This window comes from Truepera radiovictrix DSM 17093 (genome assembly GCF_000092425.1).
Lineage (GTDB): Bacteria > Deinococcota > Deinococci > Deinococcales > Trueperaceae > Truepera > Truepera radiovictrix.
The window spans coordinates 696899-719793 of sequence record NC_014221.1; the positions used below are offsets into that span (position 1 = coordinate 696899).

Annotated in this window: 23 protein-coding genes; 11 read left to right on the forward strand and 12 right to left on the reverse strand. The window is 67.3% G+C overall.

All coding sequences use genetic code 11. The features are described 5' to 3' along the window. Positions 1 to 47 precede the first annotated feature (47 nt). The 5 genes from TRAD_RS16235 to TRAD_RS15960 all read left to right on the forward strand — a co-directional run bounded on the left by TRAD_RS16235 (position 48) and on the right by TRAD_RS15960 (position 3386). Complete coding sequence (locus TRAD_RS16235) at positions 48 to 203, forward strand: hypothetical protein (protein WP_013177062.1); 156 nt, start codon at positions 48 to 50, stop codon at positions 201 to 203. Beyond that, positions 203 to 409: a hypothetical protein gene (locus TRAD_RS03180; protein ID WP_013177063.1), complete on the forward strand. Its 207-nt coding sequence runs from the start codon at positions 203 to 205 to the stop codon at positions 407 to 409. Before TRAD_RS16235 ends, TRAD_RS03180 begins: the two co-directional genes overlap by 1 nt. After that, complete coding sequence (gene tnpA, locus TRAD_RS03185) at positions 409 to 804, forward strand: IS200/IS605 family transposase (protein WP_013177064.1); 396 nt, start codon at positions 409 to 411, stop codon at positions 802 to 804. Before TRAD_RS03180 ends, tnpA begins: the two co-directional genes overlap by 1 nt. Next, a complete protein-coding gene (locus TRAD_RS03190) occupies positions 804 to 2003 on the forward strand; it encodes an RNA-guided endonuclease TnpB family protein (RefSeq protein WP_013177065.1) in 1200 nt (399 codons plus the stop codon). Before tnpA ends, TRAD_RS03190 begins: the two co-directional genes overlap by 1 nt. A gap of 834 nt (positions 2004 to 2837) precedes the next feature. After that, the gene (locus TRAD_RS15960; protein WP_013177144.1) at positions 2838 to 3386 is read left to right on the forward strand and encodes a hypothetical protein; all 549 of its coding nucleotides are present in this window, start codon (positions 2838 to 2840) and stop codon (positions 3384 to 3386) included. Between the two features lie 226 nt (positions 3387 to 3612). Here the strand turns inward: TRAD_RS15960 and TRAD_RS03195 are convergent, their stop codons facing one another. The 10 genes from TRAD_RS03195 to TRAD_RS03240 form a co-directional block, all read right to left on the reverse strand. Continuing rightward, positions 3613 to 5286: an N-6 DNA methylase gene (locus tag TRAD_RS03195; protein WP_013177145.1), complete on the reverse strand. Its 1674-nt coding sequence runs from the start codon at positions 5284 to 5286 to the stop codon at positions 3613 to 3615. 106 nt (positions 5287 to 5392) lie between these two features. Then, a complete protein-coding gene (locus TRAD_RS03200; protein WP_041947115.1) occupies positions 5393 to 7174 on the reverse strand; it encodes an ABC transporter ATP-binding protein in 1782 nt (593 codons plus the stop codon). A gap of 88 nt (positions 7175 to 7262) precedes the next feature. After that, on the reverse strand, positions 7263 to 7919 hold the full coding sequence (locus TRAD_RS03205) for a Crp/Fnr family transcriptional regulator (RefSeq protein ID WP_013177147.1): 657 nt from the start codon (positions 7917 to 7919) through the stop codon (positions 7263 to 7265). Between the two features lie 102 nt (positions 7920 to 8021). Further along, positions 8022 to 9290, reverse strand: a complete 1269-nt coding sequence (locus TRAD_RS03210) for a dihydroorotase (RefSeq protein WP_013177148.1) — start codon at positions 9288 to 9290, stop codon at positions 8022 to 8024. Continuing rightward, positions 9290 to 10213, reverse strand: a complete 924-nt coding sequence (locus tag TRAD_RS03215) for an aspartate carbamoyltransferase catalytic subunit (RefSeq protein ID WP_013177149.1) — start codon at positions 10211 to 10213, stop codon at positions 9290 to 9292. The genes TRAD_RS03210 and TRAD_RS03215 overlap by 1 nt, the downstream gene beginning before the upstream one ends. Continuing rightward, positions 10210 to 10728: a bifunctional pyr operon transcriptional regulator/uracil phosphoribosyltransferase PyrR gene (pyrR, locus tag TRAD_RS03220; protein ID WP_041947116.1), complete on the reverse strand. Its 519-nt coding sequence runs from the start codon at positions 10726 to 10728 to the stop codon at positions 10210 to 10212. Before pyrR ends, TRAD_RS03215 begins: the two co-directional genes overlap by 4 nt. 441 nt (positions 10729 to 11169) lie before the next feature. Beyond that, positions 11170 to 11568: a DUF4112 domain-containing protein gene (locus tag TRAD_RS03225; RefSeq protein WP_013177151.1), complete on the reverse strand. Its 399-nt coding sequence runs from the start codon at positions 11566 to 11568 to the stop codon at positions 11170 to 11172. Then, positions 11565 to 12038 (reverse strand): NUDIX hydrolase, encoded by a 474-nt coding sequence (locus TRAD_RS03230; protein ID WP_013177152.1) that lies wholly within the window; start codon positions 12036 to 12038, stop codon positions 11565 to 11567. The genes TRAD_RS03225 and TRAD_RS03230 overlap by 4 nt, the downstream gene beginning before the upstream one ends. After that, positions 12025 to 13146 carry a peptide chain release factor 1 gene (prfA, locus tag TRAD_RS03235; RefSeq protein WP_013177153.1) on the reverse strand — a complete coding sequence of 374 codons (1122 nt, stop codon included), beginning with the start codon at positions 13144 to 13146 and terminating at the stop codon, positions 12025 to 12027. The genes TRAD_RS03230 and prfA overlap by 14 nt, the downstream gene beginning before the upstream one ends. Positions 13147 to 13248: 102 nt before the next feature. Beyond that, complete coding sequence (locus tag TRAD_RS03240) at positions 13249 to 14409, reverse strand: ABC transporter substrate-binding protein (RefSeq protein ID WP_013177154.1); 1161 nt, start codon at positions 14407 to 14409, stop codon at positions 13249 to 13251. A 228-nt stretch (positions 14410 to 14637) separates the two neighbouring features. Here TRAD_RS03240 and TRAD_RS03245 point away from each other — a divergent pair, with 228 nt between their 5' ends. The 5 genes from TRAD_RS03245 (at position 14638) to TRAD_RS03265 (ending at position 19295) form a co-directional block, all read left to right on the forward strand. Continuing rightward, positions 14638 to 14967 (forward strand): cyclic-di-AMP receptor, encoded by a 330-nt coding sequence (locus TRAD_RS03245; RefSeq protein ID WP_013177155.1) that lies wholly within the window; start codon positions 14638 to 14640, stop codon positions 14965 to 14967. Between the two features lie 253 nt (positions 14968 to 15220). Continuing rightward, positions 15221 to 15412, forward strand: a complete 192-nt coding sequence (locus TRAD_RS03250; protein ID WP_013177156.1) for a hypothetical protein — start codon at positions 15221 to 15223, stop codon at positions 15410 to 15412. Positions 15413 to 15596: 184 nt separating this feature from the next. Further along, positions 15597 to 15908 (forward strand): hypothetical protein, encoded by a 312-nt coding sequence (locus tag TRAD_RS03255; protein ID WP_013177157.1) that lies wholly within the window; start codon positions 15597 to 15599, stop codon positions 15906 to 15908. A gap of 303 nt (positions 15909 to 16211) precedes the next feature. Continuing rightward, positions 16212 to 17570: a coiled-coil domain-containing protein gene (locus TRAD_RS03260; protein WP_013177158.1), complete on the forward strand. Its 1359-nt coding sequence runs from the start codon at positions 16212 to 16214 to the stop codon at positions 17568 to 17570. Between the two features lie 84 nt (positions 17571 to 17654). Continuing rightward, complete coding sequence (locus TRAD_RS03265; RefSeq protein WP_013177159.1) at positions 17655 to 19295, forward strand: S49 family peptidase; 1641 nt, start codon at positions 17655 to 17657, stop codon at positions 19293 to 19295. 80 nt (positions 19296 to 19375) lie between these two features. Here the strand turns inward: TRAD_RS03265 and TRAD_RS15020 are convergent, their stop codons facing one another. Then, positions 19376 to 20902 carry a PAS domain S-box protein gene (locus TRAD_RS15020; RefSeq protein ID WP_013177160.1) on the reverse strand — a complete coding sequence of 509 codons (1527 nt, stop codon included), beginning with the start codon at positions 20900 to 20902 and terminating at the stop codon, positions 19376 to 19378. 83 nt (positions 20903 to 20985) lie between these two features. After that, entirely contained in the window at positions 20986 to 21429 is a 444-nt protein-coding gene (locus tag TRAD_RS03275) for a PRC-barrel domain-containing protein (protein WP_013177161.1), read from the reverse strand. 133 nt (positions 21430 to 21562) lie between these two features. Here TRAD_RS03275 and TRAD_RS03280 point away from each other — a divergent pair, with 133 nt between their 5' ends. Then, positions 21563 to 22837, forward strand: coding sequence for a thiolase family protein (locus TRAD_RS03280; protein WP_013177162.1), 1275 nt, complete (start codon positions 21563 to 21565; stop codon positions 22835 to 22837). The last annotated feature ends 58 nt before the right edge of the window (positions 22838 to 22895 follow it).

Here is a 22895-nt window from a genome sequence, read left to right on the forward strand (position 1 = left end):
AGCCGCCAAGCACACGCCGCTCAGAAATTCCGTTAAGGGGAATCAAGATGAACGATAGCACGAACCTCCCAACCGAAGCCGAGCAAGCATCACTCCGCGACTGGCGCACCTGGCAAGCCGAGCACCACGCTCGCCGCGAAGCCAAAGGCTACAACGAGCCGGTATCCGATGAAGAAGCTCTCGACATCCTGGGGTTGCTCTAATGAGCAGCCCCATCAAACAGGCGGCCAATACCCTGCCGGGCTGCCATTGCACCCCACTTGAAGCCCTCCTCGAGAACTGCACTGAACAGCTTGTGCAGGAGTACAAGTTCCTCTCCGACAACGACCTTCGTATTGTCGAACTGGTGCGAGAGGCACTGAAACGGGGCGTAGAACTCGCCAACAGCCGGGTAGGGGACTTTCTCTGATGCCCCGCGCCTACCAGCACAAGACCACCTCGGTATTCCTCTTGAACTACCATCTCGTGTGGATACCGAAGTACCGCAAGAAGCTGCTGGTAGGGCGCGTCAGTGACAGGCTCAGCGAACTGCTTAACGACAAGTGCGAACGGATGGGGTGGGAGGTCATCGCCTTAGAGGTGATGCCCGACCACCTCCATCTCTTCATCGGCGCTGACCCCAGCACCTCGGTGGATTGCATCGTTCGTCATCTCAAGGGCTACACCTCCTTCAAGTTGCGGCAGGAGTTTCCACATCTGGCGCGGTTGCGTAGTCTGTGGACGCGCTCGTATTTCGTTTCGACCGCTGGTAACGTCAGCTCCCAGACGATTGAGCGGTATATTGCAGAGCAGAGGAAACGCTGATGCTGCTTCGCAAGGTCTACCGCTTCCAGATGCGCCCCACAAAGGCGCAGGAAGAACTGCTGTGCCAGATGGCTGGGGCGAAACGCTTCGTGTTCAATTGGGCGCTGGCTAGGCGTCGTGACTTCTATGAGGCGAACAAGGAGGGCATCAGTGCCAAGCAGCTTTCAAGCGAGCTAACCGACCTGAAAAAGCAACCTGAAACCGGGTGGCTTAAGGGCGTTGACTCGCAGCTCCTTCAACAGGCGCTCAAGGACGTTGACCGCAGCTTCAAGAACTTCTTTGAGAAACGCTCGCGCTTTCCTCGGTTCAAGTCGCGCAAGCGAGAGATGCCGAGCTTCCGCATTCCGCAACGGGTCAAGGTTGAAGATGGCAAGGTCTACGTTCCTAAAATCGGCTGGGTACGCATCCGCCAGTCTCAAGACATTGACTGCAAAACCAAGTCGGCCACCTTCAAGCGCGACGCCACCGGCAAGTGGTATGTGACGCTGACGGCCGAGTTTGAAATGCCGGACGTGCCACTACCGCCCGCCAAGCCTGAGAACGTCGTAGGCATAGACCTCGGGCTCAAAGACTTCGCTGTCCTTTCCAGTGGTGAACGGGAAGCGCCGCCCAAGCACTACCGCGCCGCCGAGAAGAAGCTGAAACGCGCACAAAGGGCGCTCTCTCGCAAGCAGAAGGGAAGCAAGAACCGTGATAGAGCCAGACAGCAGCTAGCTCGTATCCATCAGAAAGTCAGGAACAAACGTCAAGACTTTCTCCATAAGATGACCACCTCCCTAGTGAGGGGCTATGAGGGTATCTGTATCGAAGACCTATCGCTCAAAGGCATGGCGAGAACCAAGCTAGCCAAGAGCGTGTCTGATGCGGCCCTCGGAGAGTTCCGTAGGCAACTCGAGTACAAAACGGTGTGGCATCGAAAGCACCTGGCAGTCATAGACAGGTTTTTCCCAAGTTCCAAGCTGCACATGGAGTGCGGCGCTATCAACGACGCCCTGACACTCGCTGATAGGGTTTGGACGTGTGCCTGTGGTGCGGTGATAGACCGCGACCTGAATGCGGCGCACAACATCAAAGTAGAAGGACTTAAACAGCTTGTCGCGGCGGGGCACGCCGAGACGCTAAACGCTTGTGGAGCGCAGGTAAGACCGACCCTAATCAGTCGGCACAGCGCTGTGAAGCAAGAATCCCACGTGCTTTAGCCGTGGGAGTGTCAAGCTTGAAATAACTGAGCCCATTCGCTTGCTTGGAGCGACAACGCAACCATTGATACAACCTTATGCTACAAAGAATTTATGGTCTTATGTGCGACCGGTTCCTGGAGCTGTAAGAGTTGGGTATATCAAAAACAACAGCAACACGTGGTGTACCAAAGGGTTCAACGTTAGACGTAATGGAGAGTTAGGATTCCTTGTTAACAGCCATTGTACGCGTGATATCGGCTTTGTAGATCAAGTAAGGTTTTACCAAGATTGGGTTGGACCCGGAAAAGCAATTGGTGTGGAGACTCTTGACCCGGCTTTTTACATGGGTGGTGGCAGTTGTCCACCTTTTGCAACTTGTAGGTTTAGTGACGCTGCGTATGTAAGGTATGGTGACCCTGCTAACAGTGGGAGGAACACACTTCCAAGGATCACGACAGCGAACGGAAGAACGTACGATGATTCCAACTTACGTATGGTCACTGGTAAGACTTACGTCCCAGTTAATGGAGAGATTCTTGACAAAATTGGTGTTCAGACCGGTTGGACAAGAGGTACAGTTGTAAAAACCTGTGTTACGAGCCCTATGGGTGGTGTCGCCAGATGGCTAAAGTGCCAAGATTATGTGCAAGCTAATTCGGGTTTTACCAATGCCGATAATGGCGACAGTGGTTCTCCGGTATATTCCTTGAACTCAAATGGTACTGCTCAAGCTCGCGGCATTGTTTGGGGGCTTGGGGGGTCTAATAGATACATTTTTAGTAACATCCGTAATATTGAACGGGATCTTGGGATCCTTGCTTTTGGCTACTGATTGTGAAATGAGGAGCGGAGATGAATACAAAACTTAAAGTGCGCTTGTTAGTCGTGCCCCTCGCCTTGATAGCCATTGTGGTGAGCTGTACTCCCAACCAGCTCGGCAGCACATACACACTTAGACAATACACGCCTACAGGGCACGTTCCCAACCCGTGTGTGGCGTTCAGTATGAGTGCTCCCAGCAAAGTTGCAGTCGGAGCGGGCCTCACGGTTACCCTCACTGCTGAAAATATCTGTGATGAGGAGATCACCCTTCAACTAGGTGGCCTCGAGGCGGAAGCCCATGACGACCTTTTGGTAACGAACCAAAGCGGTGAGGTTATGTTCCAGTCATTGTATGAGGTTGTTCGTACCCTCGGCCTTACGCCAAAACCAATGGCGCCGGGTGAGCGCATCTCGTTTGAGGAAAGTTGGTCGGGGAGGGACAACTGGGGTAGAGTCGTACCGGAGGGGACTTACCTTCTTATCGGAATTCTTTATGCACCCGACGAGAGTGAGGCTCCTGTTTACAGGCCGGAGAATCAGAACTTTGAGGCGGTTCAATCTCTGAAAGTCGGCAACTAAGTCAATACTGTCTAAATACAGCGTTAGCTAGAAATTAAGGCATCACACGTAACCTATGAAGCTTTGGCAAACGGCATGATAGAAGCTCAAGGGTTTTCAGGCGTGTCTCAGTTCTTGTTTAACGCTGTACAAAAGGTGTTTAGTTGCGCTATCCATCTAACCATTGGGCAGCTCCCCGTAGCCTAGTGTTATAAAGGATAATGGCAAAAGCAAGATCGGAGCGTCTTCACTCGATTTGCGAGGGCGGACGATTCCGGTAGTAGCGTCTGTGGCGAAGAGTGCAGGCGGCGTGCTTAAGCAAGGTGCACGCCTTGGCGCTGAGACCGAGGGCATATTGGAGCAGCACCTTGTCCACAATCGTCTGGACTTCGTCGGTTCGCCCCTGCCACAGAAGCTCATCAAGTTCCTCTGTCAACCCCGTGCTAACCTCCGGGGTGGCGACGAGGACGCGCCTGGCTTCGCGGGGCTCGAGCTTGAGCATCCCGCCGCCCAAGGCGTGACCCTCGAGTTCGGCGCTGAGGCGTGTCAGCGAGCTCTGCCAGAGGGCCGCCAGGGCGGTCGCCGAAACGTTCGCCTGGGGGCGAAGCCGCACCACGTGCAGGGTGTTCGGTGCAGCCGCGCCGGCGGCGTTGGCGACGAGCTGCGGCCGCGCCCCGCTCATGTAGGTGAGAAAGGCGTCGGGCGCGCTGACGTGCGGGACGCGGTACCAAGGGGTGCGGGTGCGGCACTTGTAGGCTCGGGGCACCCCCTGCGCCGCGCCGGCCTCGAGGTAGGCCCGCAGCGCCGGCGCCAGGTCGCTTACCTCTACGTCGTCGCCGGTCACGTGCAGCACGTAGCCCGCGTGACCCCACCGGGCCGCCCCGTGCCAGTCGGCCTCGCCGAAGCGGAGCCCCGAGAGCGCCGCCCCGCGAAAGACGGCCCGCTGGAGGTGCGCGGCGGGGAGGCCGAGCGCGCGCGCCCGCTCCGGGGCGAGGTGGAAAAAGCCGTTCGCGCCGGTGACGTAACCGATGCCGACCTCGGCGAGCGCGCCCAACCTCGTGACTGCTGGGTGCTGTGCGAGTTCCCTATAGAGTTCGCGCGCCGCCGCCGGGACAAAGCGCGTGACGAGCTTTTCGCGCCCCTCCAAGAGCGGCGCTTCGGGCAGCCGTTCGGTGGGCTCGAGCGGCAAGGGGGTCGCTAGGTCGGCCACCCGCGCGACGTCGCGCCAGAAAAAGCCCTCGAAGGGCGCGCCTTTGTCCTCGGCCAAGAGCAGCAGCGTGTCCTGGCTCAGCTCGGGGAAGAGGCGCTCCTGAAAGGTCAGCAGGGTCACGCGCCGGTACGTGCGGCTGAGGTGCGCCAACACGGGCCGCGCGTAGCCCGCGTGGCCGAGTTCGGCGGGCAGCACCATCCCGAGACGCCCGCCCGGCCTTAGAAACGCCGCGCTGTGGACGACGAACGCCGCCCACGAGCTCGCGAGGTCGCTGAGCGCTACGCCGGCCTCGAGCGCCCTTAAGGCCGCCTTTTTCCGAGCTTCCCTGCCGAGGCGCTGGTAACGGATAAAGGGCGGGTTGCCGACCACGGCGTCGAGGGGCGGGAGGTCGGTGGGGGAGAGGTCGAAAAAGTCAGCGCGTAGGAGTTGGCGCGGGGCTACGGGGAGCGCGCCCGACACGCGCGCGTGCACCGCCCCGTCGAGTTCGGCGCCGTAGACCCCCCCCGCCCCGCCGCCGAGCGCCTCAAGCCGCGCCAGCGCCGCCGCCAGAAAGACCCCGCCGCCGAAGCTGGGGTCTAACACCCGGTCGCTACCGCGCCTTAGCGCCCAGCGCACCACGAAGTCCGCCACGGCGGCGCCCGTATAGAACGCGCCGAACGCTTTCGCCCGTTCGCCCGTCGGGGCGGTGAGCGGTGACGGGGGGGGAGGCACGACCCCGAGTCTATCAGCAGCGGGTAGCGTCTGGTCAACGGCGCTCCGAGGTGAAAGCCCTTAACGCACCCGCCGCAAGGGTACCGGTAGCGTGGGGCAGCGCCCCTTAGTCGGCGCTGATGGGCGTTTCGGCGCGCTCCCCCGTCTGCACCTGCCAGAGCCCCGCGTAGAGGCCGCCGCGCGCCAAAAGCGCCTCGTGCGTCCCCGCCTCGGCGAGCCTCCCGTCGCTCAGCACGAAGATGCAGTGCGCGTGGCGCACCGTCGAGAGGCGGTGGGCGATGAGGACCACCGTGCGGTCTTCGGCCAAGCGCGCGACCGAGCGCTGGATGGCGACCTCGGTCTCGTTGTCGACCGCCGAGGTGGCCTCGTCGAGGATCAAGATGGGGGGGTCTTTGAGCACCGCGCGCGCGATGGAGATGCGTTGGCGCTGCCCGCCGGAGAGCTTCTGCCCGCGTTCACCGACGATGGTGTCGTAGCCAAAGGGCAAGGCGGTGATAAAGTCGTGCGCTTCGGCGACCTTGGCGGCGCGGATGACCGCCTCGCGGCTCGCGTCGGGGTCGCCGTAGGCGATGTTGTCGTAGACGGTGCCGTGAAAGAGGAAGACGTCTTGGCTCACGTAGCCAATAGCCCGCCGCAGGTCGTGGCGTTTGAGCGTCCGCAGGTCGTGGCCGTCGAGCGTCACCCGCCCCGATTGCGGGTCGTAAAAGCGCAGCAAGAGTTTGATCAGCGTGCTCTTCCCGGCGCCCGTGGCGCCGACGATGGCGGTCGTTTGGCCCGCCCGGAGGGTGAGCGAGAGGCCGCGGAGCACCTCACCGCCGCCGCGGTAGGCAAAAGAGACGTTTTCTAGCCGCAGCTCGCCGCGCACCGCCCCTAGGGGTAGCGGGGAGAGGCCGTCTCGCATGGTGGGCTGGGTGTCAAGCAGGTTGAAGATGCGCTTTGACGAGGCCATCGCCCGCTGGTAGAGGTCGAAGGTCTGCCCGAGGGTGGTCAGCGGCCACAACAGGCGCTGCGTCATAAAGACCAGGACGCTGTAGGCGCCGACCGCCAGCGTCCCCGAGAGCGCCAGCGACCCGCCCAAGACGAGCGTGGCGATAAAGCCCGCGGCGATGGCCATGCGGATAAGGGGCACGAACGCCGCGCTGAGGCGGATGGCGCGGCGGTTGCTCGCCCGGTAGCGGTCGCTCTCGCGGCGGACGCGCTCGGCTTCGCGCGTTTCGGCGGTAAAGCTCTTGATGGTGGTGATACCGCTGAGGTTGTTCGCGAGCTGCGCGCTGAGGTCGCCGACCCGTTCGCGCACGTCGGCGTAGCGCGGGGCGATGCGGCGCTGGAAGCGAAACGACCCCCAGATAACGACCGGTACGGGTAAAAAGGCGAGCCAGGCGACGCTGGGGGCGAGGGCGAAGAAGATCGCCCCGACGATCACCACGGTCGTGGCGACCTGGATGAGGTCGTTGGCGCCGACGTCCAAAAAGCGCTCGAGCTGGTTGACGTCGTCGTTTAACACGGCCATCAGCCCGCCCGTCGTGCGGTCCTCGAAGTAGGCGAGCTCGAGCCCCTGCACGTGCGCGTAGGTGTCGAGCCGGAGCGCGTGCTGCACCTCCTGGGCGAGGTTGCGCCAGTAGAGCTGAAAGACGTACTCGCTCAACGACTCGAGCCCCCAGATGAGGATCGTCGCGCCGGCGAGCACCCAGAGCTGCGCCATCAAGTCGGTGACGCCGAGCTGCGCTAGCCAAGACGCCTCGCGCTGCACGACGATGTCGACCGCGACGCCAATGAGGAGCGGGGGGGCTAAGTCGAAGGCTTTGTTGAGAAACGAGAAGAGCGAGCCCAGCAGGATCTGCGAGCGGTAGGGCCGGGCGTAGCGCCAGAGGCGCGCGAGCGGGGACATGGGGCGACGGTAGCACCCGGGGCGCGGGAGCTGCACCCGAGCGCCTTACAAACGGCGCTCGGGGGTCCACGCGTGAGTAGTGGGCGGGCTACAGCGGCTGCAGAAGGTCGCGCACGTAGGCGCGCAGCTCGCTCGGGTCGAAGCTGTACTGGCCGCGCGTACCGCTCAGGGCGCCGCGCTCGCGCATCTCGCTCAAAGCCGCGGTGGTGGTCTCGCGCGCGGCGCCGATCATCGCCGCGAGGTGGTCGTGCGTGAGCGGCAGCGTCAGCTGCACGCGGCCCGCGGCGGTGGTGTGGCCGAAGCGGTGCCCGAGGCGCAACAGCGTGCGGGCGAGGCGCGCGCCGACCGGCAGGTCGGTGTCCTCCAGGGCGTCTTTAAGCTGCAGGAGCTGCGCCCCGGTCGCTTTGTGCAGCTCGCCGTGGAGCTTGGGCGCGTCCTCTTTCGGGATGACGAGCACGCGCACCTTGGGGGAGAGCGCTTCGGCGTTCTCGGCGTAGTGCGGCGCGGGGGTGAGGGCGCCGATAAAGTCGCCGGGGCCCGAGACGCCGATCACGCGCTCGCGCCCGCTCGGCAGGTCGATGCTCAGTTTAAACAGCCCCTCGGTCACGCGGTAGATCGTGCTCGCCTCGTCGCCCGCGTAGTAGAGCGCGTCCCCCTTCGCGAGATCGCGGCTCGCGTAGTCGTGCTGCGGGTTTGGTGGTGGCCCGACCCAGCTGGGGGGCAGAACACTGACGCTTGGGGTCATAGGTCATCTTACGCGCTCGAGCCGTTTTGGCGTGTTACGTGTGTGGGGCTCGTAGCCCGTAGCATGTGGCCCACAGAACCCCTACAGGCCACAAGCCACAGGCTACACACCCTCGAAAGCTACCCGTCCCCCCACGAGCGTCATCACCGGCCACCCCCGAAGCGTCTGGCCCGACCACGGGCTAAACTTGGCCTTGCTTCTAAACGTTGCGGGCGTCACCGGTCTGCTCGCCTCCAGGTCGAGCACCACGAGGTCGGCGGGCTCTCCGGGCTCGAGCGTCGGGGTGGGCCAACCCATGACCCGCGCGGGGCCGGCTTGGAAGAGCTCCAGAAGGCGCTCCAAGGAGAGCGCCCCCGACCCGACCAGCTCGGTGTAGAGGAGCGCGAAGGTGACCTCGAGGTTGCCGATGCCAAAGGGCGCCTCCAACAGGTCGCGCTCCTTTTCGGCGCGCGTGTGGGGCGCGTGGTCGGTGCCGATGTTGTCGACGACGCCGCGCCGCAGCGCCTCGCGCAAGTAGGCGACGTCCTCGTCGGTGCGCAGGGGCGGCGCGACCTTGTAGATGGGGTCGAAGCTCGCCAGCGCGGCGTCCGTGAGCGTCAGGTGGTGCGGCGTCACCTCGCAGGTGACGGGGGCGCCCTGGGCTTTAAACCACTCCACGACCTGCATCCCGCGCTTTGACGAGACGTGCGCGAGGTGGACCCGCGCGCCGGTGAGGAGGGCGATCTCGCAGTCGCGACCGATCATGGCCGCTTCGGCGGCGGCGGGGTTCCCCGGCAGCCCGAGCCGCTGCGACACGGCGCCCTCGTGCATCACCCCCCCTTGGCGCAAGCTGGGCTCTTCGGAGTGGGTCTGGATGACGAGGCCGAGGTCCTGGGCGTACTCGCAGGCGCGGCGCATGAGGTGCGCGTCCGCTACGGGGATCCCGTCGTCGGTGATCATCACCGCCCCCGCCGCTTTGAGCGCGGCGAAGTCGGTGAGCCCCTCCCCCTTAAGCCCGCGGCTCAAGGTGGCCGCGGGGCGGAGCCGAGCGAGCCCGAGGCGTTCGGCTTTAAGCGCGAGCGCCGCAACCAGGCCGGGGTCGTCGACGGGCGGGGTGGTGTTGGCCATCGAGACGACGGTGCCGAAACCGCCCGCCGCCGCCGCGGCGAGCCCCGAAGCGAGGTCCTCCTTCTCCTCCTGCCCGGGTTCGCGCAGGTGCGCGTGCAGGTCGATAAACGCAGGGGTGACGAGGTTGCCCTGGGCGTCGATGGTGTGATCGACCTCCCCGCCCAGGTCGACCCCTTCGATGCGGTCGCCCCTGAGGTAGAGGTCGTGCACGCCGTGGTCGCCTCTAGCGTCGTGCAGGTGAGCTTGCTTAATGAGCGTTCGCATCATCGCCTCCCGACCAGTAGGGTGTAGAGCACCGCCATGCGCACGCTCACCCCGTTTTTGACCTGCGCCTCGATGACGCTTTGGGGCCCGTCGGCGAGCGCGCCCGAGATCTCGACATCGCGGTTTAAGGGCCCCGGGTGCATGACGAGGGCGTCCGGGTGCGCGCCCGCCATCACCTCTTCCGTGAGGCAGTAGCGCGCCCGGTACTCGGCTAATGATGGCAGCAGCCCGCGGCCCATCCGCTCGCTCTGCAGCCGCAGCGCCATCACCGCGTGCGCCCCCTCGGCGGCCTCGCAGAGGTCGGTCGTGAGGCTCACGCGCCCCCCCGCGAGCTCCGGCGGGAGCAGCGTCCTGGGGCCGCAGAGCGTGACCTGGGCGCCCAACTTCGTCCACAGCTCGGCGTTCGAGCGCGCGACGCGCGAGTGCATGATGTCGCCGACGATGGCGAGCTTTTTGCCGGCAAAGCCGTCCGGGAAGCGTTGCCGAAAGGTGTAGGCGTCAAGCAGCGCCTGGGTGGGGTGGGCGCGGCGCCCGTCGCCCGCGTTGACGATCGCCGCGTCCGTCCAACGCGCGAGCTGGTGCGGCACCCCGGCGACCGCGTGGCGCACGACGTAGAGGTCGGCCTGCATGGCGTCGAGGGTCTTGAGGGTGTCTTTTAACGATTCGCCCTTGGCGAGGCTCGAGCCCCCCGCCGCGAAGCTCACGACGTCGGCGCTCTGCGCCCTGGCGGCGCGTTCAAACGAGAGCCGGGTGCGCGTCGAGGGCTCGAAGAAGAGCGTGCCGACGGTAAAGCCCTGTAGCGCCGGCACCTTTTTGATGGTGCGCTCTAAAACCTGCGCCATCACGTCGGCGGTGTTAAAGAGCGCCTCGATATTCTCGACCGTCCAGTCCTGGGTGTCGAGCAGGTGCTTGGGGGTCGTCACGCCCACTCCAGCAGCTCGACGGCCTCGGTGTTGTCGGTCTCGTGCAGCTTGACCTTGATGACCTCGCTCCGGCTCGTGGGCACGTTTTTGCCGACGAAGTCGGCCCGGATGGGGAGCTCGCGGTGCCCGCGGTCGACGAGCACGGCGTACTGGATCACCGCCGGGCGCCCGAGGTCGATGAGCGCGCCCAGAGCCGCCCGCGCGGTGCGCCCGGTGTAGAGCACGTCGTCGCACAGGACGACCCGGAGGCCCTGCACGTCAAACGGCACCTCGGTCTTGCGCACAACCGGTTGCAGCGCGATCTCCGAGAGGTCGTCGCGGTAGAGGGTGATGTCGAGTTTGCCCAGAGGGGGCGTTACGCCCTCGAAGCGCCCGATGAGCGCGGCCAAGCGTTCGGCGAGCGGCACGCCGCGCGTGTGGATGCCGACCAAGGCGAGGTTCTCGGCGCCCTTGTTGCGCTCGATGATCTCGTGGGCGATGCGGGTGAGCGCGCGCGCCATCTCGCCAGCGTTCATGAGGGTACTTTTGGCCTTGAGCGTCACCGCCGCACCGCCAGCGGGCCAAAAAAAAGCGCCGGACGGGCGGCGGGTGCGGTGCGCGGTACTGGTGTGCGAGGTACGGGTGTGAGCGTCATGTCCTTCCCTTTCCGGCCTCACGGGGCCGAGTTAAAGGTGCCTTACGATACCAGACCCGCGGGGGCTTGTCCAAACCGGTAGGGCTCTGGCGCTACTGACCGTGTACCCGACGCACGCCCACACGGGGCTGTAGGCGGCCTCGTCCGCACCGTCGGCGAGCTGGACGTGCGGGTGGGGTGGGCGCTGTCGGGGTAGCAGCAGTGCGGGTAGACGGGCGCGCCGACGTGTGGGCGCGCCACGACCCCTCCCGGCCGAGCGAAGCGCTATGGCTTCGCGTAAAACCCGCGTTAGGGGTAAACCGGGGGCCGCAGCCCCCGAAGTTCAGGCGTGCGCCGCGAGGTAACGCTCGACGAGGCGCATGTTGCGCTTGTTGACCTTCCAGAAAAAGTCGAAGAGGTCGCCGATCAGCGGAATGCTGCCGACGAAGGAGTTCAGAAAGGCGTTAAAGACCATGCGCGCGACCAGGCGCCGGGGTAGCCCCAAACGCGCCGCTTTGAAGATGATGTAGCACGACAGGGCGAAGCCGCTGACGTCGCCGATGATGGGGACGAGCCCCAAAAGGGGCTCTAAGCCGATCCGGTAGTTGATGACGGGCAAGCGGATCGCCTCGTCTAGAAGGTGCGCGAAGTGGCGCAGGTCGCGCAGCTCGCGGGTGTAGTCGATGCGCGCGCCCGCGCGGGCACCGGTGTAGGCGTAGCTTCCGTATTGGGCTGCTGTCATACGCTTTTACCCCCTCGTCCGTCCCACCCGGCATACGAGTAGAACCGCCCTGTTTTACCATCTCGCAGGTAGTTGGCGAGCGGTTCGCGAATGGGCGGGATGGGGATCAGCCGCTCAACCTCCTCGACCGGAAAAAAGCGCGCTTCGACGATGAAGCCGTCCGGGTCTCTGGGGTTTAAGAGGCCGTCGTAGGAGGCGACGAAAGCGAACGACAGCGCGCGGTCGTTACGCCTGACGTCCTCGACGTGCACCGAGTACGCGAGGTGTTCGACGCGCTTAATCACCAGGCCGGTCTCCTCTTTGACCTCCCGTGCGAGCGCGTCTAGCGTGCTTTCCCCCCGCTCGACCACCCCACCCGGAAGGGTGTAGCGGACGTTGCCGAACCCCTGCCAGTCGTTGCCCACCAACAGCACCCGACCCTTTGCATCGAGCAAGATCGCGGCGGCAACGACGAACTCACGCCGCGCCACCTGTAGGGGTGCCACTGGGGGCGTGGGCGGTCGCGGAGGCGCTCGCAAGGCGCCCCAGCTGCTCTTGCTGCTCGGCGCTGCTCAGCGCTTCGGTCAGCTCGTCGAGCTTACCCAGCAAGACGTCGCTCAGGTTGTGGGTGGTGTAACCGATGCGGTGGTCGGTGATGCGCGACTGGGGAAAGTTGTACGTGCGGATCTTTTCGCTCCGCTCCCCCGAACCGATCTGCACGAGCCGCGCCTCGCGCGCTTCGGCGGCGGCCCTTTCGCGTTCGCGCTCCAAAAGCCGCGCGCGAAGCACCGCAAGCGCTTTCTCCTTGTTTTTGATCTGCGACTTGCCGTCTTGGCAGGTGACGACGATCTCGTCGCTCGTACCGGGTTTGTAGGTGATCCTAACGGCCGAGTCGGTGGTGTTGACCGACTGCCCCCCCGGTCCCGAGGAGCGAAAGACGTCGACGCGGTAGTCGGCGGGGGAGAGCTGCACGTCGACGTCCTCGGCTTCGGGCAAGACCGCGACGGTCACCGTGCTCGTGTGGATGCGCCCTTGCGTCTCGGTCGCGGGCACGCGCTGCACCCGGTGCACCCCCGACTCGAACTTGAACTTGCTGTAGGCGCCGCGCCCGAGGATCTCGAAACTCACCTTGGAAAACCCGCCTACGCTGCTCGGGTGCGAGTCGAGCACCTCCGTTTTAAAGCCCTGCGCTTCGGCGTAGCGCCGATACATCTCGAACACCTCGGCGGCGAAGAGCGAGGCTTCGTCGCCGCCGGCAGCGGCGCGGATCTCGACGATGACGTTTTTGTCGTCGAAGGGGTCTTTGGGAAGGAGCAGCCGCTCGAGGCGCCGCTCGAGCGCCTCGAGCTGGGGCTCGAGCGCCGCGATCTCCTCGCGGGCCATCTCGGCGAGCTCGGGGTCGGCGAGCGCCTCGCGGGCGTTTTGCAACCCGTCTACGAGGTCTTTGTACTCCCTATAGGTGCGGACGATCGTCTGCAGTTCGCTGTAGCGCCCCATCGCCTCGCGGTAGCGCGCCTGGTCGGCGATGAGCTCGGGGTCGCCCAGGGAGGCCTCGAGCTCATCGAACTCGCGTCGTAGGTTTTCCAGCTTCTCGATCATTGCCTCAGTCTAACGCCAAAGCGCCCGCGGGAGCGGCGCGCTGGCTGCGTAGCGAGGCGTGTGCCGAGCGGGGTTTCGGGTACGCTCCCCAAGGCCCAGAGCCTAGGGCGCTGTCGGCGCGCCCAACGGGCGCCACGCCCCCCCCTGCCAACGCGCCGCGACGAGCGCGCCGCTCACCGCGACGCCGAGGCGCTGCGCGCTGGGTTGCAGCACCGCGCTCGAGCCCGCTACCGGCTCGAGCCCAAAGAGCACCTCGCGCAGCGCGGCGCGCAGGCGCGCCCGCTGGTCCTCGCCGCGGGCTGCGCCGCTTGTGAGACCGTAAGCGTAGGCCTGTTCAAACGCCCCGCCGAGCAGCTGCAAAGCGTCCCAGGCGTAGGCGCCCGCGAGGCTGCTCTCACCCCCGGAGAGCGCGCTCGCGCGCCGGTACCGCGCGCTCTGGGCGGCCGAGGGGTGCTCGGCGGCGAGGGCGAAGCCGAGGACAAAGGGGCTGACGACGGCGCGCGCCTCGAGCGCCGCGCCCTCTAGCCGCGCGCGCTGGAGGGCGCTCAGACCCTCTAGCGCGCGCGCCTCCAAGTAGACCGGGCCGGTGTAGCCGCGCGCTGCGAGGGCGGTGAGCGCCTCGCCCGCCCGCTCCCCCCAGACGACGACCGCGTCCGGCAGCCGGGTGATGGCGAGGAGCGCCTCGGGCGTCAGCGGGTCCCCGGACGCCACGGGATAGCGCTCGCTGCCGACGAGGCGTTCGCCGAGGCGCGCGCGCAGCACCGCCTCGGCGGTGTCGCCGGCGGGGGAGTAGGGCGCGAGGAGCGCGACGCGCGCCTGCGCCGCGAGGTGCCGGGCGAGCTCGGCGAGTTCGTACGCGCTCCCCGGCTCGAGGCTGAAAAACCCGCGCGTGGGCGCGCCCGCGCCCCTGGGGTGGCTTAACGCGAAGGTGGGCGGCGCGTCGGCGTCGAAAGCGGCCCGCACCGCGTCCGCGACCTCGGGGCTCGAGCAGCACACGAGCGCGTGCGCCCCCTCCGCGAGGAGCGCCGCGGCGTGTTCGGCGGCCCTCTGGGGATCGCTGCGGTCGTCGAGGACGCGCAGCTCGAGGCGGAGGCCGCGCGCGGCGAGGTCGCGTGCGGCGAGCTCGAGGGCTGCTGCTTGCGCGTTGCCGGTGTGTTCGTCCGCCCCGGAGAGGGAGAGCACCGCGCCGACACGTGGGGTTTCGGCGCGCGCCCACGTGAAGAGCGCGCAGAGGGCGTAGAGGAGGACAAGAGGCCGTTGCACCCCTTTACTATCGCCTCTCGCCTGAGAAAAAGGTGAACGCGGGGCGCGGCCGCGCCCCGTGCGACGGCGACCGGCGAGGTGCGGCGACGCGGGACCGACGCGTCCGCCGGCCGCCGCTCGACGGGGTCGCGTCACGGGGATCCGGGCGCTGCGCAAGGTGCGCTGCACGCCCTTGGTACACGCCTGGGCCGCAAAGGTGCCGCGTCTACGTCGTGCTACACTGTCGTCGTGAAGCTCATCCTCACTATCGTGCAGGACGCCGACGCCCCAAAGCTGCAAAACGCGCTTTTAGAGCACGGGTTGCGTTCGACCAAGCTCGCCTCGACGGGGGGGTTTTTGCGCGAGGGCAACACGACGTTTCTCCTCGGGGTCGAAGATCACCAGGTCGAACGCGCCAAGGCGATCATTCACGACGTCTGCCGCGAACGGAGCAAGATGTTGCGCCCGTTGCCCCACATGAGCGAGATGGGGCCGGTCATGCCCAACGAGCCGATCGAGGTCACCATCGGCGGGGCGACGGTGTTTATCCTCGACGTCGAAGAGTTCGCCAAGCTGTAAAGCGCGTCGCTGCGCAGGGGGTTGTGTACCTTTATACCACCTTGCCGAATGATTATGCGCCACCGCCCCGAGTAGACTAGAGCTGCTTTTTCGTAAGCGTCCCCTTGCACCGCAACCGAGCCGCGTCCGTCACGGGCGCTTTGTGGGGATTGGGAGCGCTGTAGCTGGACGCTAAACGCCAGGGGAGGTGAGGCGATCGGCGATCTGTAACCTGATGGCGTTTCTCGTGGCAGCGGGTTTTGGAGGGTAGCACATGACGGGACAGCAAGGAACGCAGCAGATCGAGCAGCTCCTTCACCACGACCTCACCCTAAAGCAGCTTATCGGGCTCGCCAACACGGTTAAAGAGACGCGCACACTCTCGCCGGTGCAGCGCACGAGGCTCCTACGCAACATCTCTCGCCGCATCTGGCAGCGCTCCGTCTGCGAGTACGACGGCTACTAGAAGCCCCCTGGGCTTTGTCGCGACAACCCCTCGGCGTCCGCCGAGGGGTTGTTAGCTGAGCGGGTCACGGGCTAAACGCGCGCGCTCAAAGGCTCCACGGCCGAGGCCCAAACCGCGAGAGGGTCTCGCGCCCCCGGCGTCAGCGGCGCTCGAGGCTGAGCGGGGGTTCAGGGTAAGCTGCGTCATGCGTTTTGTGACCTACGCTCTCGTCGCCTTCGCGCTCGGCGCCTGCTGCCCCGCACCCACAGCGCCGGGGGCGCCGCTCGCGCTGCGCGCCGAGGTCGTCGGCGCTGCGCCAGCCTCCGAGCAGCTCTACGTCCGCTCCCAGCAAGGCGGGCCGATCAGCAGCATTTCGGTCGCCGGAGCGTCGTTGCGCGCAGCCGACGGCGCGCCCCTCCCCTGGAGCGCCCTGCAAGCGGGTGGTGCCGAGGTCTACCTCACGGGTGGACCGGACGGCGCCGTGCGCGAGGTGCGCCTGCTCGGCCCGCTGCCCTGACGCCGCTCCCGCACGGCAAAAGCTGCCATCAGCGGGGTTGCAGCGCCCTTAGGTGAGCGCCTTGCCTCAGAGCACCCCTGCGCGCGCCTGTCAAAAGCCAGCTGCCATACGTCCATATGTGGCGTAACGCGCATATGTGGCGTAACGCGCAATGAGGGGTGAAGGGAGCCACTATGTTGGCGTATACTGGCCTAGACGTAGGCCAACATGAGCGGCGGGTACGGCCGGGCGTACCGCTCCCTCACCCAAGTTCAGCTTGTCAACGCCAACGGACTTGGGCATGGAGGCTCTGAGGAGGCTGGCATGACGATTCGGGTAAGCGGGAAGCGGGTGGGCCGCTTTGCGGCGGCGGTGCTGCTGTTGGGTGCGTTGGGGGCGTGCGACCGACCTTTGCGGGGACAGCGCGATGAGGTGCAGGGGGCGCTCGGGACGACGCGCGACGAACTCGTCGAGGCGCGTCAAGAGCTAGCCGCCTTAGAGCGCCGGCTCGCGGAGGCGCGGGCGGCGTCCGAGGGGGTGCGCGCGCAAGCCGAGGTCGTCGAGCGCGCGGGGGCGGCGCTCACCGATAACACCCAAGGGGCCGCCGCGCTGCGGGCCCGCACCGAGGCGTTGGAGCGCCGCGCCGCGGAGCTCGTCGAGGAGAACGCGCGGCTCACGACCGCGCTCGACGAGACGCGCGTGCGGCTCGCCGAGGTGCTCGATCAGGTGCAAATAGCCGAGCGCGAACGCGCGGAGCTGCTCGCAGAGCTCGAGAGCGCGCGCGCCGAGATCGCCGAACGCGAGGCGCAGGTGCGCGAGGCGGAGGCCGCGGGCGACACCCGCGTCGAGGCGGTGCTCGCCGAGCGCGACACGGCGCGCGCCGAGCTCGAGGCGCTGCGCGCCCGCGAGGCGCAGCTCGTCGAGCAGAGCGAGCGTTTGAGGACGCAGCTGGTCGCCTCCGAAGAGGCGATCACCGAAGCGGGCGAGGAGATCACCCGCCTTACCGACGAGCAGCGCCGCTTGACCCAAGAGCTGCAGAGCACCCGCAACGAGCTCGCCGCGCTCCCCACCCAGGAGGAGCTCAACGCGCTCCTCGAAGAGCGCGACACGCTGCTCAACGAGCTCGAGTCGGTGCGGGCGCAGCTCAACGAACGCCCCACCCAGGCGCAGCTGACCGCCGCGCGCGAGGAGGCCGAGGCGCTGCGGGCGCAGCTGCGCGACCGCCCGACGCCGGAGATCGTCGCCGCGCTCGAGGCGCAGGTCGCCGCGATTCAGTCCGAGCGCGACGCGCGCCCCACCCAGGCGACCTTGGAGGCCGCCGAAGCGCGCGTCGCCGAGCTCGAGGAGCGCCTCAACGCCCGCCCCACCCAGGCGCAGCTCAACGAGGCGCAGGCGCGCATCCGGGCGCTCGAGGCGCAGATCCAGGCGATCGAAGCCCAGGTCGGCCCGCAGCCGATCGTCAGGACGACCACCCAGCAGCTCGGCGGGGGCGGCGCGCAGCAGCCGGAGGCCCAGGAGGGTGAGGGGGCGCAGCCGGGTGCCGCGGGGGCGGACCAGGAAGAGGGCGCGGCGCCGGCTCAAGAGGCGGCGCAAGAACAGCAAGGACAACAAGAGGCGGCGCAAGAACAGCAAGGACAAGAAGAGGAGACCACCGGCGATAACGAGGGCAGCGGGGCGCAGTAGGTACCGCTACCCCTGCTTTGGGCCCCGCTCGGCGTCGTAAGGAGCGCGTATCGGTCCGTGGCCCCCCTTGCTATAGAGTGGGCTATGGACGCAAAAGAACTCTCAACGCTGCTGCAGAGCGCGAGCGGGGCGCTCTCCCGCCTCGCCGCCTCGCTGCCGGGTCAGCGCCCCGAGGTCGTGGTCGTGGAGCTCTCCGGGAGCTTCCCCGCCCGCAGGGCGAGGCGACCGCTCCCGAGGGCGCTCCCCGTCGCGCCGCGCGAGATGAGCCTGGAGGAGCTCACCGCGCAGCTTGAACGCCTCGCGCAGGCCCCGTGGCTCAAGGGGGTGCTCTTCCGCGTCGAGGGGCTCACCGTGGGCGGCGCGACGGCGGAGGCGCTGCGCGCGCTCGTCACTCGCCTGCGGCAGGCGGGCAAGCGCACGAGCTGCTACCTCACGCGCCTAGACCTGCTCAGCTACTTCGTCGCCAGCGCCGCCGACGAGGTCGTCTTGCCCGAGAGCGCCGAGCTGTCGGTCTTCGGGCTCGCCCTGGAGACCACCTTTATGCGCGACGCGCTCGCGCGTTACGGGATCGCCTTTGAAAAGCTCGCCCTGCGCGACTACAAAACGGCGGGCGACACGCTCGCGCGTCAGGAGATGAGCCCGGCGCAGCGCGAGCAGTACGGGCGGCTTTTGGAGAGCCTCGAGGCGACCCTGGTGGAGGCGATCGCCAGCTCGCGCGGCGTCGCCGCGGACACCGTCAGGGCGTGGTTCGACGAGGGCGTGACCTCAGCTTCGCGCGCGCTCGAGCTCGGCATGATCGACCGCGTCGCCTACGAAGACGAGCTCATTGGGCGGGGGCACAAACCGCTGCGCGAAGCCGCGCGCTTTTTCCCCGCGCCGCTCCCACCGCTGCGCTCGCGCAAGGTCGCCGTGATCACCCTAGAGGGCGCCATCGTCACGGGTCGCTCGCGCCGTTTGCCCTTGCCGCTGCCGCTCGTGGGGGGGAAGCAGGCGGGTGCAGAGACGCTGCTGCGGGCCTTTCGCGCCGCCGAGGCCGACGACGGGGTCGCCGCGGTGGTCTTCTACGTCAACTCGGGCGGCGGCTCGGCCTTGGCGAGCGACCTCATCTGGCGCGAGGTGGTGCGGCTGAGGCGCAAGAAACCGGTCGTCGCGGTGATGGGGGAGGTCGCCGCCTCGGGCGGGTTTTACGTGCTGACGCACGCTGATCACGTCATCGCGGGGGCGACCACGCTCACCGGTTCGATCGGCGTGCTCACCGGCAAGTTCGTGCTCGAGGAGTTCAACCGGCGCTACGGCTTTCACCCCGAAGCGATCCGGCGGGGCCGCTTCGCGCTCGCCATGAGCCCCGCGCACCCCTTTACCGACGACGAGCGGGCGCTGCAGGCGCGCGCCATCGCCGAGGTCTACGCGCGTTTTACGGAGCGCGTCGCCGCGGGGCGCAAGCTCCCCCTGGGGCGCGTCGAGGAGCTCGCTGGGGGCCGCGTGTGGACGGGGCGCGACGCGCAGGCGCGGGGGCTGGTCGACGAGCTCGGCGACGTGGCGTTGGGCGTCGCGCGGGCGCGCGAGATGGCCGGGCTGCGTGAGGACGCGCCCGTCTGGAACGTGCCGGCGCCCGCGAAGTTGGTGCTGCCACAGCCCGACAAGCCAGGGGCGTGGGAGAGCCTCTACCCCTGGCGCGAAGATCGCGCGCTGCTTTGGGCGCCGCTGCCGAGCGTGCGGCTTTAGGGGTGACCTGTGGCGCGCGGCGTGTGGGTCGTCGACCACAGGCCACGCGCCACAGGCCACAAGCCATGTCCTGCGAGGCGTCAGCCGATCACGCCGCGCTCTCTAGCCCACACCACGGCCTCGGCCCGCGAGCGCACCCCCAGCTTGTCGTACACCGCCGAGATGTAGTTGCGCACCGTCTGGGTGGCGAGCCCCAGCTCGGCGGCGATGGCCTCGTTGCTTTTGCCCCGCGCGAGCCGCTCCAAAACCTGCCGTTCGCGTTTGGAGAGGGTCACGAGCGCGCTGCGCTCGAGCTTGCGCGCGCGCACCTGGGAGAGGCGCTCTAGCACCTGCGAGCTAAACCAGGCCGTGTCCGACATCACCTCCTGGAGGGCGCGGTGCAGCTGCTCCTCGGTCTGTTTGCGTTCGGTGATGTCGTAAAACAGCTTGAGCTGCCCCCGTTCGTCGCCAAAGCGCAAGACCTCCCCCGAGATGAGGATGTCGCGAACCTCCCCCGTTTTGGTGCGGAGCCTCAGCTCGAGGTTGCGAAACGCCTCCGGGGGCGGTTCTTGTGCCCCCGCTTGGCAGCTCGCCCCGCGTTCGGAGGGTTGGGTCGCCCACAACCCCAGCTCGCGCGCGCTGCGGCCGAGAACCTCCTCGCGCGAAAACCCGGTGAGGGCCAAAAACGCGTCGTTGACGTCGACGAAGTGTCGCGTGGCGAGCGCGGTGATACACGCCGCGACGGGTCCCGCGTGAAACACCGTAAAAAAGCGCGCTTCGCTCTCGCGGAGCGCCTCGAGCGCCCGCTTTTGCACGTCGATGTCGCGGTTCATACCGACCCAGCCGGTGACCGCCCCGCTGTCGTCGAAGAGCGGCACGGCGCGCGCGCTCATCCAGCGCCACGCGCCGCTATGGTGGCGGACGCGAAACTCGGTGTCCGAAGGCACGAGCGTGCGCAGGTCGTTCTGCCACTGCGCGACGACGTCGTCGCGGTCGTCGGGGTGCACGGCGTCCAGCCAGCCCCACCCCTGCCGCTCGGCTTCGGTCTGACCGGTAAAGGCACACCACGAGGGCGACTCGCCCACGACGAGCCCCGCAGCGTCGGCGGTCCACACCGCTTGGGCGGAGGCTTCGACGAGGGCGCGGAACCGCCTTTCGCTCTGGGTCAGCGCCGGCTCGGTGGCGTGTGCCGGGTCGCGCACCACGGCGACGCACGTCGGCGCTGCGCCAAGCAGCACGGTGAGCTCGAGCTGCAACCAACGCGTCGCCCCCGCTCGGTGCCGAAACCGCGCCGCCGTACGGCACCCGAACGGCTTCCGACGGGCGCTAGCGGCGCGCGCGAGCCGCGCGAGGACGGCGGCGCTGTGCGCTCTATCCTTCGGGTGCATAAAGTCGGTGTAGGGGTGACCGCGCAGCTCCGCAGCGGTGTAGCCCAGGAGCGCGCAGAGGGCGCGGTCGACGTAGACGACGCGGCCCGTGCGCAGCGCGACCCGCGCCACGCCGGCGTCGGTGCGGGTGAGAGCGCAACCCGTGGCCGCCCCCGCGACGTCGTCAGCACCCCCCGGGTCGGCGTCTTCCCCTTTGCTGTCGGTACCCTCTACGTCGTCGGTGACCCCGGCATACTCCATTGACGCAGTCTACGCCAAGCGCCCGGGGCGCGCGGGGTCTGGCCCGAGCGCGACGGTTGGCGTGTCGGCGAGCGGGGGGCGCTCTAAGGCGCCTCCTCCCAGTAGGGGACGACGCCAAACTGGTCGTGCAGCTTCCGCCCCCACTCGCGGTCGGCGGTGTTGGGCCAGTTGCGTTTGTCGAAGCCCTCGGCGTTTTTGAGCACCTCGCGTTCGATCTCGAGCCGCAGCGCCTTGTTCTTGGCGTCGAGCGCGAGCGCCCGCCACGGGACGGCGAAGAGCTTGTCGCCGTAGCCCAAGATGCCGCCGTAGGAGAGCACCGCGTAGGCGATCGTGCCCGTCTCGAGGTCGATCATCAGATCCTCTAGGTGGCCTAAGTCCTCGCCGCGCGCGTTGGTGACCTTGTCGCCGATGAGCGTCTTCGCCGTGAGGTTGCGCCCCTCCGGGGTGGCCATGTGGGGGTTGCTGGGGTCGTGCCCCGTGGTGCCTTGTCCCGCCCCACTGGGCGCGGCGTCGCCTTCTCGGGTCATAGAAGCCTCCTTAGGGGCGCAGTGTAGTCCAGCGGCGCGCGCCAGACTGTGAGGCAGCTTGAGAAGGGCTTTTGTGCCCGCCGTGCGCCCGGGCGGGGGGTAGCGGGGGGTTTGGGCGTATTAGGATGGAGCGATGAGTTTGCACGACGTGGTGATCGTAAGCGCGGTGCGCACCCCCATCGGGCGCATCCGCGGGGCGCTCTCGGGCGTCCGCCCCGACGACCTCGCGGGGTTGGTGATCAAGGAGGCGGTCGCGCGCGCCGGCGTCGACCCCCGGGAGGTCGAGGAGGTGGTCTTCGGTTGCGCGAACGGCGCGGGCGAGGACAACCGCAACGTCGCGCGGATGGGGGCGCTGTTAGCGGACCTGCCCGAGAGCGTCGCGGGGGTGAGCGTCAACCGGCTCTGCGCGAGCGGGCTCTCGGCAGTCAACCAAGCCGCGCGCGCCATCCGCTGCGGCGAGGGGGAGGTCTACGTCGCGGGTGGGGTCGAGTCGATGACCCGCGCGCCCTACGCGCTCCCCAAAAACCCGGTCGGCTTCGGGCCGTCGGGCAACGTCACGGCCTGGGACACGACGCTCGGTTGGCGCTTTCCCAACCCCCGGCTCGAGGCGCGCTTTCCGCTAGAGGCGATGGGGGAGACCGCCGAAAACATCGTCGAGCGCAGCTACGCGGGGGAGCTCGCGGGGGGACCGATCACCCGCGAGGACCAGGACCGCTTCGCCCTGCAGAGCCAGGAGCGGGCGCTCGAGGCCATCCGGACGGGCCGCTTCGAAGGCGAGATCGTCCCCGTCCCCTTGCCGCAGCGCCGCGGCGAGCCCGCGTTTTTTGACACCGACGAGCACCCGCGCATCCGTAAAAGCGACGCGGGGTGGGTTTTGGACACCAGCCTCGAGCAGCTCGCGAGCCTCAAACCGGCCTTCCGGGCGGGCGGCAGCGTGACGGCGGGGAACTCGAGCGGCCTGAATGACGGCGCGGCGGCCTTGGTGCTGATGTCGGCGGCCAAAGCGGAGGCGCTGGGCGTCCGACCCCTCGCGCGCTGGGTGGCGTCGGCGGTCGCCGGCGTCGACCCCCGCGTGATGGGGCTCGGGCCAATTGGCGCGACCCGCAAGCTGCTGGGGCGCACGCAGCTGACCATTGGCGACATCGACCTCGCCGAACTCAACGAGGCCTTCGCGGCCCAGGCGATCGCCGTACTGCGCGCGCTCGGGCTCTCCGAAAGGGTGACCAACGTCAACGGCGGCGCCATCGCCCTCGGGCACCCCCTGGGCTGCTCCGGGGCGCGCCTCTTGACGACGCTCGTACACGAGATGGGGCGGCGCGCCCGCGAAGGGCAGAGGATGCGCTACGGCCTCGCGACGCTCTGCGTCGGCGTCGGGCAGGGGGAGGCGACGCTCATCGAGCGGCTTTAGAGCTTGACACCGCCCGGCGGCTGCGGTTAAGTAAGCGCCTGCCGCACAGCTCACCGCA